This is a genomic window from Pseudomonas sp. SGAir0191, from assembly GCF_002812565.2.
GTDB classification, from domain to species: domain Bacteria; phylum Pseudomonadota; class Gammaproteobacteria; order Pseudomonadales; family Pseudomonadaceae; genus Aquipseudomonas; species Aquipseudomonas parafulva_B.
The window spans coordinates 2880843-2893900 of sequence record NZ_CP025035.2; the positions used below are offsets into that span (position 1 = coordinate 2880843).

At 60.7% G+C, this 13058-nt stretch carries 15 protein-coding genes and 1 pseudogene; 3 read left to right on the plus strand and 13 right to left on the minus strand.

Annotation, left to right across the window (positions count from 1 at the left end; genetic code table 11):
• Window positions 1-9: 9 nt before the first annotated feature.
• From pheS to thrS, 5 genes are all read right to left on the minus strand, one after another.
• Window positions 10-1026 (minus strand): phenylalanine--tRNA ligase subunit alpha, encoded by a 1017-nt coding sequence (gene pheS, locus CWR53_RS12885; protein ID WP_058603341.1) that lies wholly within the window; start codon window positions 1024-1026, stop codon window positions 10-12.
• A gap of 109 nt (window positions 1027-1135) precedes the next feature.
• Complete coding sequence (rplT, locus tag CWR53_RS12890) at window positions 1136-1492, minus strand: 50S ribosomal protein L20 (protein WP_003250671.1); 357 nt, start codon at window positions 1490-1492, stop codon at window positions 1136-1138.
• 27 nt (window positions 1493-1519) lie between these two features.
• A complete protein-coding gene (gene rpmI / locus CWR53_RS12895; RefSeq protein ID WP_003250667.1) occupies window positions 1520-1714 on the minus strand; it encodes a 50S ribosomal protein L35 in 195 nt (64 codons plus the stop codon).
• Window positions 1715-1776: 62 nt separating this feature from the next.
• Window positions 1777-2328, minus strand: coding sequence for a translation initiation factor IF-3 (infC, locus tag CWR53_RS12900; RefSeq protein WP_178091251.1), 552 nt, complete (start codon window positions 2326-2328; stop codon window positions 1777-1779).
• Entirely contained in the window at window positions 2328-4250 is a 1923-nt protein-coding gene (gene thrS / locus CWR53_RS12905) for a threonine--tRNA ligase (RefSeq protein ID WP_027916077.1), read from the minus strand. Before thrS ends, infC begins: the two co-directional genes overlap by 1 nt.
• A gap of 334 nt (window positions 4251-4584) precedes the next feature.
• On the opposite strand from thrS, the gene CWR53_RS12910 reads away from it, so the two are divergent.
• Together CWR53_RS12910 and CWR53_RS12915 are read left to right on the plus strand one after the other, a co-directional pair.
• The gene (locus tag CWR53_RS12910; RefSeq protein ID WP_058637782.1) at window positions 4585-4890 is read left to right on the plus strand and encodes a hypothetical protein; all 306 of its coding nucleotides are present in this window, start codon (window positions 4585-4587) and stop codon (window positions 4888-4890) included.
• Between the two features lie 162 nt (window positions 4891-5052).
• On the plus strand, window positions 5053-5265 hold the full coding sequence (locus CWR53_RS12915; protein WP_012273095.1) for a cold-shock protein: 213 nt from the start codon (window positions 5053-5055) through the stop codon (window positions 5263-5265).
• A 108-nt stretch (window positions 5266-5373) separates the two neighbouring features.
• Here CWR53_RS12915 and CWR53_RS12920 read toward each other — a convergent pair whose 3' ends face one another.
• A complete protein-coding gene (locus CWR53_RS12920; protein WP_100851765.1) occupies window positions 5374-5694 on the minus strand; it encodes an I78 family peptidase inhibitor in 321 nt (106 codons plus the stop codon).
• Between the two features lie 259 nt (window positions 5695-5953).
• Here CWR53_RS12920 and CWR53_RS12925 point away from each other — a divergent pair, with 259 nt between their 5' ends.
• Window positions 5954-6166, plus strand: coding sequence for a hypothetical protein (locus CWR53_RS12925; protein ID WP_058603344.1), 213 nt, complete (start codon window positions 5954-5956; stop codon window positions 6164-6166).
• Here the strand turns inward: CWR53_RS12925 and CWR53_RS12930 are convergent.
• The 7 genes and pseudogenes from CWR53_RS12930 to CWR53_RS12960 all read right to left on the minus strand — a co-directional run bounded on the left by CWR53_RS12930 (window position 6138) and on the right by CWR53_RS12960 (window position 13052).
• Window positions 6138-7139 carry a nucleoside hydrolase gene (locus tag CWR53_RS12930; protein ID WP_100851766.1) on the minus strand — a complete coding sequence of 334 codons (1002 nt, stop codon included), beginning with the start codon at window positions 7137-7139 and terminating at the stop codon, window positions 6138-6140. The two genes, CWR53_RS12925 and CWR53_RS12930, sit on opposite strands and share 29 nt — an antisense overlap.
• Before the next feature lie 49 nt (window positions 7140-7188).
• On the minus strand, window positions 7189-7587 hold the full coding sequence (rbsD, locus tag CWR53_RS12935) for a D-ribose pyranase (RefSeq protein WP_100851767.1): 399 nt from the start codon (window positions 7585-7587) through the stop codon (window positions 7189-7191).
• The gene (rbsK, locus tag CWR53_RS12940; protein ID WP_100851768.1) at window positions 7584-8492 is read right to left on the minus strand and encodes a ribokinase; all 909 of its coding nucleotides are present in this window, start codon (window positions 8490-8492) and stop codon (window positions 7584-7586) included. The genes rbsD and rbsK overlap by 4 nt, the downstream gene beginning before the upstream one ends.
• Window positions 8493-8501: 9 nt before the next feature.
• Entirely contained in the window at window positions 8502-9524 is a 1023-nt protein-coding gene (locus CWR53_RS12945; protein WP_058603348.1) for a LacI family DNA-binding transcriptional regulator, read from the minus strand.
• A gap of 3 nt (window positions 9525-9527) precedes the next feature.
• The gene (locus tag CWR53_RS12950; RefSeq protein WP_058603349.1) at window positions 9528-10523 is read right to left on the minus strand and encodes an ABC transporter permease; all 996 of its coding nucleotides are present in this window, start codon (window positions 10521-10523) and stop codon (window positions 9528-9530) included.
• Window positions 10520-12072 (minus strand): annotated as a pseudogene (locus CWR53_RS12955) (sugar ABC transporter ATP-binding protein). Before CWR53_RS12955 ends, CWR53_RS12950 begins: the two are co-directional and overlap by 4 nt.
• 20 nt (window positions 12073-12092) lie before the next feature.
• Window positions 12093-13052, minus strand: coding sequence for a sugar ABC transporter substrate-binding protein (locus tag CWR53_RS12960; protein WP_100851770.1), 960 nt, complete (start codon window positions 13050-13052; stop codon window positions 12093-12095).
• Window positions 13053-13058: the final 6 nt, after the last annotated feature.

Below are 13058 nucleotides of genomic sequence, written 5' to 3' on the forward strand. Positions count from 1 at the left end.
TCGATTGGCTTAGCGGAATTGGGCTAAGAACCGCAGGTCGTTGTCGAAGAACAAACGCAGATCGTTGACGCCATAGCGCAGCATGGCCAGGCGCTCGGCACCCATGCCGAAGGCAAAGCCCTGGAACTGCTCGGGATCGATGCCCGACATGCGCAACACATTCGGGTGCACCATGCCGCAGCCCATTACTTCCAGCCAGCCGGTCTGTTTGCACACGCGGCAGCCATTGCCCGAGCACATGACGCACTGGATATCCACTTCGGCGGACGGCTCGGTGAAGGGGAAGAACGATGGACGGAAACGCACCGCCAGTTCTTTTTCGAAGAACACCCGCAGGAATTCTTCGATGGTGCCCTTGAGGTCGGCGAAATTGATGCCACGGTCGATCAGCAGGCCTTCGACCTGGTGGAACATCGGCGAGTGGGTGATATCCGAATCGCAGCGGTAGACGCGGCCAGGGCAAACAATGCGAATAGGCGGCTGGGTGGACTCCATGGTCCGCACCTGCACCGGCGAGGTGTGGGTACGCAGCAACATGTTGGCATTGAAGTAGAAGGTATCGTGCATCGCCCGGGCCGGATGGTGGCCGGGGATGTTGAGCGCTTCGAAGTTGTGATAGTCGTCTTCGACTTCAGGGCCTTCGGCAATGCCGTAGCCAATGTGCGTGAAGAACTGTTCGATGCGTTCGAGTGTACGGGTGATGGGGTGCAGGCCACCGGTGGCCTGGCCACGGCCTGGCAGGGTCACATCAATGCATTCGGCAGCCAGACGAGCGCTGAGCTCGGCTTCTTCGAAAGCCGCCTTGCGTGCGTTCAGCACAACGGTGACGCGCTCTTTGGCGTCATTGATCAGCGCGCCCACTTTGGGCCGCTCCTCGGCTGGCAGGTTGCCCAGGGTCTTCATCACCTGGGTCAGCTCGCCCTTCTTGCCGAGATAGTTGACCCGGATCTGTTCCAGGGCATTGATGTCTTCAGCGCGCTCCACGGCCTCCAGGGCTTGAGAGACCAGCGCATCCAGGTTTTCCATGTACAGACTCCAGATACGAAAATAGGGGAAGAGCTTTGAAGGCTCTTCCCCTATCGATGACGTTCAATGCCCGGCGACGCAGGCGCCGCCGGGTGATTGTCGCGGGTACTTAAGCCAGAACGGCTTTAGCTTTCTCGACAATCGCAGCAAACGCCGCTTTTTCGTTCACTGCCAGATCGGCCAGAACCTTACGGTCGATTTCGATCGAAGCCTTTTTCAGGCCAGCAATCAGACGGCTGTAGGACAGACCGTTGGTGCGGGCACCGGCGTTGATACGAGCGATCCACAGTGCGCGGAACTGACGCTTCTTCTGGCGACGGTCGCGGTAGGCGTATTGGCCTGCCTTGATAACCGCTTGCTTGGCAACACGGAATACGCGCGAGCGTGCACCGTAGTAACCTTTAGCCAGTTTCAGAATTTTCTTGTGACGCTTACGAGCGATGACGCCACGCTTAACACGAGCCATGAGTAACTTCCTCTATCTTAACCAGAATTAACGTACGCGCAGCATGCGCTCGACTTTTGCCACGTCGGACGGGTGCAGCAAGCTGGCACCGCGCAGTTGACGCTTACGCTTGGTCGACATTTTGGTCAGGATGTGGCTCTTGAAAGCGTGCTTGTGCTTGAAGCCCGAAGCGGTCTTCAGGAAGCGCTTCGCAGCACCGCTCTTGGTTTTCATTTTTGGCATGTTGGAACTCCGCATTCGATAAAAATTACACAATAATCATCAGGCCTGCCGTGCCCGGGAGATTACTTCTTCTTTTTGGGGGCGATGACCATCATAAGCTGGCGTCCTTCCATCTTAGGATGCTGCTCGACGGAACCGTATTCGATCAGGTCAGCTTCAACCCGCTTCAACAGCTCCATGCCCAGCTCCTGGTGGGCCATCTCACGACCACGGAATCTCAGAGAGATCTTGGCCTTGTCCCCTTCGGTAAGGAAACGTACCAGGTTGCGTAGTTTTACCTGGTAATCCCCTTCTTCCGTCCCTGGACGAAACTTGATTTCTTTAATCTGGATCTGTTTCTGGTTTTTCTTGGCTTCGTTGGCCTGCTTCTTCTTCTCGAAGAGGTGCTTGCCGTAGTCCATCACCTTGCAGACGGGCGGAACCGCGTCTGCAGAGATTTCCACCAGATCCAGCTTCGCTTCTTCAGCGATACGAAGCGCTTCATCAATCGAGACGATGCCAACCTGCTCGCCGTCTGCGCCAATTAACCGAACCTCGCGGGCCGAGATATTCTCGTTGATCGGGGCCTTCGGTACAGCACGTTTATCATTTCTCATTTCACGCTTAATAGTCATTACTCCGTTGTTTGGCGACCACGCCGGGAAACCGCTTGCGTCAAGAGCTCAGCGAACTGGGCGACGGGCATGGAGCCCAGGTCAGCGCCTTCGCGAGTACGCACTGCTACGGTCTGCGTTTCGACTTCGCGGTCCCCTATAACCAAAAGGTACGGGACCTTGAGCAAAGTATGCTCACGGATTTTAAAGCCGATCTTCTCATTTCTCAAGTCCGACTTGGCACGGAAACCGCTACCGTTCAGAGTTTTCTCAACCTCAAGGGCGAAATCGGCCTGTTTGTCGGTGATATTCATGATCACCGCCTGCGTCGGCGCCAGCCAGGCAGGGAATACGCCGGCGTAGTGCTCGATCAGCATACCGATGAAGCGCTCGAACGAACCCAAGATGGCGCGGTGCAGCATGACCGGGCGCACGCGGCTGTTGTCTTCGGCGATGTAGCTGGCGTCCAGGCGCTCCGGCAGGTTCGGGTCGTACTGCAGGGTGCCGCACTGCCAATTACGGCCAAGGCAGTCACGCAGGGTGAACTCGATCTTCGGCCCGTAGAAAGCGCCCTCCCCCGGCTGGTATTCCCACTCCAGGCCGGACTCGTTCAGGGCATCGGCCAACGCTCCCTCGGCACGGTCCCACAGCTCTTCGGAGCCAACGCGTTTGGCCGGGCGAGTAGACAGCTTCATGGCGATGTCGCTGAAGCCAAAGTCCTTGTAGACGTCCAGGGTCAGCTTGATGAAGTCGGCGGCTTCTTTCTTCACCTGTTCTTCGGTACAGAAGATGTGGGCATCGTCCTGTACGAAGCCACGCACACGCATGATGCCGTGCAAGGCGCCAGACGGCTCGTTGCGATGGCACGCGCCAAACTCGGCCAGACGCAGCGGCAGGTCGCGGTAGCTCTTGAGCCCCTGGTTGAAGACCTGCACGTGGCACGGGCAGTTCATCGGCTTGACCGCGTAGTCACGGCTCTCGGACGAGGTGGTGAACATGTTCTCGGCGTAGTTGGACCAGTGGCCGGAACGCTCCCACAGAATACGGTCGACCACTTGCGGGGTCTTGATTTCCTGATAACCGTTCTCGCGCTGAACATTACGCATGTACTGCTCAAGCACTTGGTAAACAGTCCAGCCATTGGCATGCCAGAACACCATGCCCGGTGCTTCTTCCTGCAGATGGAACAGGTCGAGCTGCTTGCCGATCTTGCGATGGTCGCGCTTCTCGGCTTCTTCGATGCGCTGGATGTAGGCCGCCAGCTGCTTCTTGTCGGCCCAGGCGGTGCCGTATACCCGCTGCAACTGTTCGTTCTTGGCATCGCCGCGCCAGTAGGCGCCGGACAGCTTGGTCAGCTTGAATGCCTTGAGGAAGCGGGTGTTGGGCACGTGCGGGCCGCGGCACATGTCCACGTATTCTTCGTGGTAGTACAGGCCCATGGCCTGTTCGTTTGGCATGTCCTCGACCAGGCGCAGCTTGTAGTCTTCGCCACGGGCAGTAAACACGTCGATGACTTCGGCGCGCGGGGTCATTTTCTTGATGACATCGTAGTCAGTATCGATCAGCTGCTGCATGCGCTTCTCGATGGCCGCCAGGTCATCCGGCGTGAAAGGACGCTCGTAAGCGATGTCGTAGTAGAAGCCTTCGTCGATCACCGGGCCGATCACCATCTTGGCGGTCGGATACAGCTGCTTCACCGCATGGCCAACCAGGTGGGCGCACGAGTGACGAATGATCTCCAGTCCCTCTTCATCTTTGGGGGTGATGATCTGCAGGGTAGCGTCGTTCTGGATCAGGTCGCAGGCGTCGACCAGCTTGCCGTCTACCTTGCCGGCAACGGTGGCCTTGGCCAGACCGGCGCCGATGGATGCGGCGACCTCGGCAACAGACACGGGGTGATCGAACGAACGTTGGCTGCCATCGGGAAGAGTAATGGTGGGCATTGGCGCCTCCTCTCCTAGTGGTGACCCCTACCAAAGGTCACGTGGGTTGGGATGAGCCAGTACAAGATCCGAACCTGCCTTCCGTTGACGGGAAGCCTGCCTCACAGTGGCAGAAGCCTTTGGGCTTGCGGGGACGAACCAGAGTGACTGGAAAGAAAATAGAACTGCAGCGGGGACGTTCTCAGCTGCAAGCCGGGCATGCTAGCACGCAGTCAGAGCCGCGCGCAGGAATATTTGGAAATTGCCGCTGGTGGTGAACTTCCGCGACAGCTTCCCTATCAGACTTGTGGAAACAACTACTCTTGATGAGAACTGACCCAAGGAGTAATCGGTTATGCGAGTTCCGTCTCTTCTGGCCCTGGCGGCCGCTGGCGCCCTGCTGATGCCAATGGCCGCGAACGCCGGCAACTTCCCTGCCGGCAAGGAAGGTGCCTATATGGCCCAATGCACGCAAGTTGCCGCTGGCCAGGGCGTTGATGCCGCCGCAGCGAAAAAGCACTGCGAATGTGGCGCACAAGCGATCAAGAAGAATTTCTCCGACGCTGAAATTGCTGACCTCGACAGCAAGGATGGTGTGGACGCCAAACTCATGCAAAAGGCGCAAAACGTCGTTAAACAGGCCTGCGCACCTAAAAGCTGATGTTATGTAGCTGCGCGTGTCCGGCGATAAATTGCGCTGGATCAACCTGCCACGAAGGTAAAAAGACGCGACAGCCGCAGAATTAGACTATGATGTACCGGTGCTCCGTAGCTTTGGCCGCATTGCACCACCGAAAATACTAAATGTTCTGGAGATTCACCCATGTCCAATCGCCAAACCGGCACCGTCAAATGGTTCAATGATGAAAAAGGCTTCGGCTTCATCACCCCACAAGGCGGCGGCGACGACCTGTTCGTTCACTTCAAAGCCATCGAATCTGACGGCTTCAAGAGCCTGAAAGAAGGCCAAACTGTTTCCTTCGTCGCCGAGCGCGGCCAGAAGGGCATGCAGGCTGCGCAGGTTCGTCCGGAGTAATTCGGACAGCCGTAAAAAAACCCGCCCCCGTGGCGGGTTTTTTTTGACTTGGCTTTGACGGCTCAACGCGCACAGGGCACCGATGCCCTGCATACGCGAGACAAATCTTTAGCCGCAGTTAACGCGTGTCACACGCCCTTGCTCATCGACATTCAAGTTCAGCCGCTCCGAGCGATATTCCAGGGTGACCACATCGTGGGGCTTGAGTATGCGCGCCATTTGCGAGCCGCTCGCCTTGCGGGCCTGCTCCAGCAGCTCTGCACTACCCATCTTGCCCACTGCAAAATCAGCGCCGCTGGCCTGGCAGCGACCATCATTGCCCGCAGGTGCCTCAGGCACTTGGCCGCTACTGGAGTCTCCACCAGTGCTGCAGCCCGCCAGGACAGCAGCCACCGCCAGGGTCGCCAGATAAGCACGGGTACGTAACATGAAGCCTCCTAGATCATTTGGGAACTGCCTGATCCGACAGCCTCACCCTAAATTCGTTGCAAAACTGGCCAAGTCTGCACCATCCCGGCGGCTAATGGGGGAAGACAATCATGACCGAATTTTACCACTCGGCCCACACGCCGCTTGGTTTGGCCTGCAAAGTCATGATTTACTTTAAGAAGTGAAGGCATAGTGCCTGCTACGAATACCCGGTTTGGTCATTCGTTCTTTCATCCCGCGCCGCAAGCGAGAGCTTTTCATGAGCACCCACAGCATCGATGCCGATATCAAGGTCAAATGGGCCGAGGGCCAGAGCGCCTATAGCCCCAGCACCCCGGAGGAGCTGCTGCTGATCGCCATCGACCTCCTGGTACGTGACCGCGGCGCAGAAGCAGCGCGCGGCTTCATCGACCAGGTGGTCGAACGGTATGCACCACGCCCTGCTACTTCAAACGCGCCAACCGCTCGCTGAGCAGGTCGAACAGCCCCTGGGCATCCCCCTCCTCCACCCACATGACATTGGCCGGTTGCTTGAGCACCCCGTACCAATCAGCCACGGTCTGGCCGAAGGTAGGGCCCTCGCGGGTATCGATTGACATGTGAATGCGCCGGCCGCTGAACTGCAGGGGTTTGAGCAGATAGGCAATGACGCTGGCGTCATGCACCGGGCCGCCGGGCATCCCGTACAACGTCATATCATGGGTGATGTAGGCATTGAGGATATCCACCACACGCTTGCTGGCCTGCGTATTAACGCCAGCCAGTTGCTTGAGCCGTGCTTCGCTGGTCAACAGCTTATGGGTCACATCCAGGGGCAGGTAGGTCAACGGCACGCCACTTGCCAGCACCACAGCGGCCGCGTGCGGGTCGGCATACAGGTTGAACTCGGCCACAGGCGTGATGTTGCCACCGTTAAAGTGAGCCCCGCCCATCACCACCACTTCCTTGATGCCCTGAGCGATCTCCGGGCGCTGTATCAAGGCCAGGGCGAGGTTGGTCTGCGGACCGAGCATGGCCAGGGTCACGCTGTGTGGCGGCGCCGCACCTAGGGTGTCGACCAGGTACTGAACAGCGTTGCCGCTCGCCAGAGGCTGCTTGGGTTCATGCACTTCAACCCCGGTGACGCCTTCTTCGCCGTGCACTTCAGCCGCGTAGATCGGGGCGCGCACCAATGGGCGACCCGCACCGGCGTATACCGGAACATCCTCGCGGCCTGCCCATTCGCGGGCAAGACGGGCGTTACGTGCGGTCTTCTCCAGGTGCACATTGCCGGCGACTGTCGTGATGGCACGAATTTTCAGCTCATCAGGCGAGGCCATGGCCAGGAACAGTGCCACCAGATCGTCAGCCCCCGGATCGGTGTCGATGATCAAGTCGATAGGTGCCGCTTGTACGGCAGACGCTGCAGCCATGAGGGCGAGTCCTTGAAGCAGGGGTTTTAGCATGACGAGGGCACTCCTGTTGCCGGTGGATATCGAGTAAGGACCGTCGGTGTCAGAAGGTTACACCGGACACCAGGGCGATGTTGCTGTAAGGCTGGCACTCGCCCGTGCGCACCATGGCCCGGGCCTTGCGCGACAGCATCTTGAACGCTTCGTGGGGCATGTATTCACGCTCGCCCAGCGTGTCGCTCAGGCGCTCGATTTCTGCAAACGCCGGCGGCTCCACGGTTTGTATTTCTTCGGCCAGCACGTGCCGCTCGACCTGCAGCTCGCTCAGGACACACCGCAGCACACTGGCAAAATCAGGCAGCCCTGGGGTGACAGCCAAGTCGATCAGCTCCACGCCGTGCGGCACGGGCAACCCGGCATCGCCGATGACCAGGATGTCGCCATGGCCCATGCTGGCAATGGCCCGGGACAGTGCAATGTTCAGCAGCGGCGTCTTCTTCATGGCAGCAGCTCCGCGAGGCTGGGGATGGAAGGTTGCGCGCCGGCCCGGGTCACCGACAGGGCAGCAGCCCGTTGCCCGAAGCGGATTGCATCGCCCTCCTCCAGGCCCTGCACCAACCCCGCCGCAAAGCCTCCGATGAAGGTGTCCCCTGCGGCGGTGGTGTCCAGGGCTTTTACCACGGGTGCCGGATAATGCTGGTGGCCATCGGGCGTGATCAGCAAGGCACCTTGTGCGCCGAGAGTAATGATCACTTTGCCAGCTCCCAGCGCGAGCAGGCGCGTGCCTGCCAGTAAAGCGCTGGCCTGATCATGCACGGCAACACCGGTCAACGCCTCGGCCTCGCTTTCGTTGGGCGTGAGGTAGTCGACATGGTTGAACCATTCGGCGGGCAGCGGCCCTGTTGCCGGCGCCGGGTTGAGTATCACCCGTTTGCCGAGCTGACGGCCTCTGGCCAAGGTCCAGGCCACGGTAGGCAATGGCACTTCAAGTTGGCAGATGATCACCTGCGCCGCCTGCAGCAAGCCGTCGAAGCGCGCTACGGCGTCGGGTACCAGCAACCCATTGCCCCCAGGCACAATGACGATGCAGTTCTGGCTGGCCGCGTCGACGGTGATCATCGCCACCCCCGTGGACACGCCGGCGCAGGTGACCACGCCCTGGCAGTCAATGCCTTCCACTTCCAGGGCATTGCGCAATTGCAAGCCGTAGGCGTCATCGCCGACGCAGCCGATCATTGCCGCGCTGGCGCCCAGCCGCGCGACCGCCACGGCCTGGTTGGCACCTTTGCCTCCGGCAGCGGTGAAGAAGGTATCGCCGGCCAATGTCTCGCCAGGCCGTGGCAGGCGCTGAGCGCGCGCCACAAGGTCCATGTTGAGGCTGCCGACTACCACGACCTTGGCACTCATGCGGTTTCCTTAGCGGTAATCGTTGAACAGGTCCGGGCGCGGCCCGGTGGACTCGCGCAACACGATGCGCGGGGTGACGATGCGCTGCTGCGCTGGGCTATTGCAAGGCTGAGCGATACGCGCCAGCAGCAGCGCCGCAGCGCTCTCGCCAAGCTCGCGGATGGACTGCCCCACAGTGGTCAAGGGTGGGTAGACGTAGCGGCTCAGTTCGATGTCGTCGAAGCCGATGACCGACAGCGCACCCGGCACGCCGATGTGGCGCTCGGCCGCTGCGCGCAATACGCCGAACCCGATCATGTCGTTGCCCGCGAAGATGGCCGTCGGCCGCGTCCCTGCCAGCAGCTCGGCAGCTGCAGCGTGGCCGCCGGGGCTGGTGAAGTCACAATGGCGCACACGCTCAGGGGCCACTGTGACGCCCGCCTCGGCCATGGCCCGACGAAAACCACCCAGGCGCATCTGCGTCACCCCGGTTTCTGCTGGCCCACCGATGTAGGCGATATCCCGATGGCCAAGCTCCAACAGATGGCGCGTAGCCAGGTAGGCGCCCAGCTCATGATCGATCCGCACCAGATCGGCATCGACGCCTTCGAGCTCTCGGTCCACGATGACCATGGGTGTGCGCACCTCTGCCAGGCTTTGCAACAAGTCGTCATCCTGCCCTACCGACCCGACCACCAGCCCATCGATGCGCTTTTCCAACAGCACCCGCAGGTAATTACGCTGCTTTTGAGGGTCGTCGTCGGAATTGCACAGGATCACGCAATAGCCATTGCGCTCGCACGCGTCTTCAATGCCGCGGGCCAGCTCGGCGAAATAGGGGTTGACGCTATTGGGCACGAGCAAGCCGATGGTTGCCGTGCTGCGCGCCTTGAGCGACCGCGCGACGGCGCTGGGCACGTAGGCAAGCTCCCGTATGGCGGCCTCGACTTTGAGCCGAACAGGCTCGCTCACCGGACGCGTTTTGTTCAACACGTGGGACACCGTGGTGTAAGAAATCCCCGCCAGGGCCGCGACGTCTTTGATGGTTGCCATGGTTCAGTTCCGCCGGGCTGCGCGCCGGCTGCGATAAGTGTCGAGCACCACGGCAATGACGATCACAGCGCCGGTAATGATGCGTTTGGTTGGCTCGCTGGCACCGATCTGCGCAAGGCCCGCTGCCAGCACGGAAATGATGAGCACGCCAAAAAAGGTGCTGATGACCGAGCCACGCCCACCCATCAGGCTGGTACCGCCGATCACGACGGCGGCAATCACCTGCAACTCCAGGCCGGAGCCCGCATTGGGGTCGGCCGCCTCCAGGCGCGACACCTGAAACAACGCTGCCAGGCCAGCCAGCAGCCCCATCAGGGCGAAGACCAGTACCTTGTAGGGGCGCGGGTCGATACCGGCCAGGCGCACGGCTTCTTCATTGGTGCCGATCCCGATCAGGTAGCGTCCGAATACGGTACGGGTGAGCACCAGGTGAGCGATTACGATCACCAGCAAGGCGATGATGAACGCGGGTGATATCCCGAAGGCTATCGGGTTGGAGAACCAGGCATAAGCATCGCCGATGTAGGCCGTGCGCGAGTCGGTGAACTGGTAGGCCAGGCCGCGGGCCATTTCCAGCACGCCCAACGAGACGATGAACGAAGGGATGCGCCAGGCCACGGTGACGACGCCGGTAACGCTGCCAGCCAATGCGGCCACCGCCATGCCCAGCAGTGCAGCCGGTACGATGCTCCAGCCCCAGCCAAGAATCGCCACGCTGACTGTCGATGCGGCCAGGGCCAGCACCGAACCGACCGACAGGTCGATGCCGCCGATGATCAGCACGAACGTCATGCCCACGGCCAATACCATCAAGTCAGGTATCTGGTTGGCCAGGGTACTGAACGTACCGTATGACCAGAAATGGCTGCTCAGCATCGAGAACAGCACGATCATCGCCAGCAAGGCGCCGGCCAGCCCAAGGTAAGTACCAAGGCCCAAGTAGGTGCCGCTGCGGCGTGCCGGGGCAGCACTTTGGTTTTCGAGCGGTGTGGTTTTCATGCGTCCATCCTGGGGGCTGCAGGGTGCAGCAGTGCGTCACGTTTCTGATAGCCGGCGAAGGCTGCCGCCAGCAACTGGTCCTGGGTCCAGTGGTCACGTTCGAAGGTGTCGATCAAACGACCGGCAGACAGGACCGCGATGCGGTCGCAGATCAGCATCAATTCGCGAAGATCGCTGGAGACCACGACCAGGGCCTTGCCCTGCCGAGCGAGTTCGGCGAGCAAACCGTAGATGTCGAACTTGGCACCGACATCGATGCCGCGCGTAGGCTCGTCGAACAGCAAGACCTGGCAATCACGCTCGAGCCAGCGGCCGATCACCACCTTTTGCTGGTTGCCACCAGACAGCTCGCCGACCACTTGGTCAGCACCGGCACTGCGAATGCGCATGGCCTGTATTTGCCGCTCGGCCAAGTCGTGTTCGGCTTGGCGGTCCAGGACGCCAGCCCGCGACACCGCACGCAGGTTGCCCAAGGCGATGTTGGCGCTGATCGACTGGCTCAACAGCAGGCCTTCACCCTTGCGATCTTCGGTGATCAGGGCAATGCCCGCGCTGACGGCGGACTTTGGCGAATCGATGGTGACCGGCAGCGGCGGCTGACCCAGGGCAATGCTACCGCTGTCGGCGCGGTCGGCGCCGTAGATCAACCGCAGAAGCTCGGTACGGCCCGCGCCGATCAGCCCGGAGATACCGAAGATCTCCCCAGCACGGACTTCAAAGGACACCTCCCGCACCTTCTCGCCCCGGCTGAGCTTGTCCACCCTGAGCAGTGGACCACCTAACGAGCGGCGGCCCAGATCGATGTGTTCGCCCAGTTCACGCCCAACCATCAGGTTGACCAACTCGGCGCTGCTGTAGCGCTGGATCGGTTCGTCGCATACCAGCCTGCCATCGCGCAGCACGACGATACGCTGAGCGACGCGCTGCAGTTCTTCGAGCCGATGGGAGATATAGACGATAGCCACCCCCGGGCGCGCAAGCGCTCGATCTGGGTGAACAGCAATTCCACCTCGCGCGCGGTCAGCATGGCGGTGGGCTCATCGAAGATCAGCACGTGGCAATCTCCGATCAGGTTGCGGGCAATCTCGACCATTTGCTGGTGACCGATGCCCAACTCTCCGACCGGGGTATCGGGGTCAATGGCCTCCAGCCCCACCTGGGCCATGGCATCGACAGCCATCTGGCGCAGGCGCTTCTGGCTGATCCAGCCGAAGCGGCTGGGCAGGTTGTCCAGGAACAGATTCTCTGCGACGGTCAGGGTGGGTAGGAGGTTCAATTCCTGCATCACCATGCGCACGCCGAGGCGCTCGGCCTCACGGCGACTGACCGGCGCATAGGCCTGCCCGCGGTAGAGCATGTGCCCGGCAGTGGGGGTTTCCAGGCCGCTGATCAACTTGGACAAGGTGCTCTTGCCAGCGCCGTTTTCGCCGGTCAAGGCCAGCACCTCGCCGGCACGCAGCTCCAGGCTCACCTCGCCCAGCACCGGCTGGGCGTACGTCTTGCCGAGGCCGCTGGCAGCCAGGACCACGTCATGGGCCGATGCGGACATCGCCGTGTCTCCTGGCAGCATCAAGGTTGCTTCGTGATCAGTTCGACCGGGGTCTGGATGACGTTATCGGCATCCACATCGGGCTTCTCGCCCTTGACCATTTTCAGCGCGGCCTGGATGCCGAAAACGGCTTGCTGACTGGCTGCCTGATCAAGCGTGGCCAGTACGCGGCCATCGGCAATCATGGGCTTGATGGCATTGATGTTATCGTAACCGACCACCTGCACCTGGCCAGCCTTGCCCGCCGCGCGCACGGCCGAGACCGCACCCAGGGCCATGCTGTCGTTGCCTGCCAGCAATGCCTTGAGATCAGGGTATTCGTTAAGCATGGACGCGGCGACGGCATTGCCTTTGTCGATTTCCCAATTGCCGCTCTGCGTGGAGACGATCTTGATCTGTGCAGCGTCCATCGCCTCCTTGAAGCCTGCGGTACGCTGCTGGGCATTGGTCGTGGTCGGCACGCCTTCGATGATGCCCACCTGATCACCCGCCTTGAGTTTTTCCGTGGCCAAGTATTCGCCCACCAGGCGCGCGCCCTTGCGGTTGTCAGGGCCTACGAAGGGTACGCTGATGCCTTTGCTCTTGAGCAGCTCGGGGTCAAGTCGGTTGTCGATGTTGATCACCACCACACCCTGGTCCATTGCTTTTTTCACCGCTGAGACCAGTGCTTTGGAGTCTGCCGGCGCGATCACCAGCGCCTTGGCACCGGCGTTGACCATCTGCTCGACGATGCGGATCTGCTCGCCTGTGTCGGTCTCGTTCTTGATGCCGTTGGCCACCAGGTCGAATTCGCCTGCGTGGGTTTGCTGGTAGGCCTTGGCACCGTCTTCCATGGTGCGGAAAAACTCATTGGCCAATGATTTCATGACCAACGCCACCTTGGGCTTGTCTTCGGCATGAGCCGCCGAAAATGGCATGGCGATGGACAAGGACGAAAGAACAGCGACGGCCAGCAAGCGGCCTGGGAACGGCAGTTTCATGGGCGA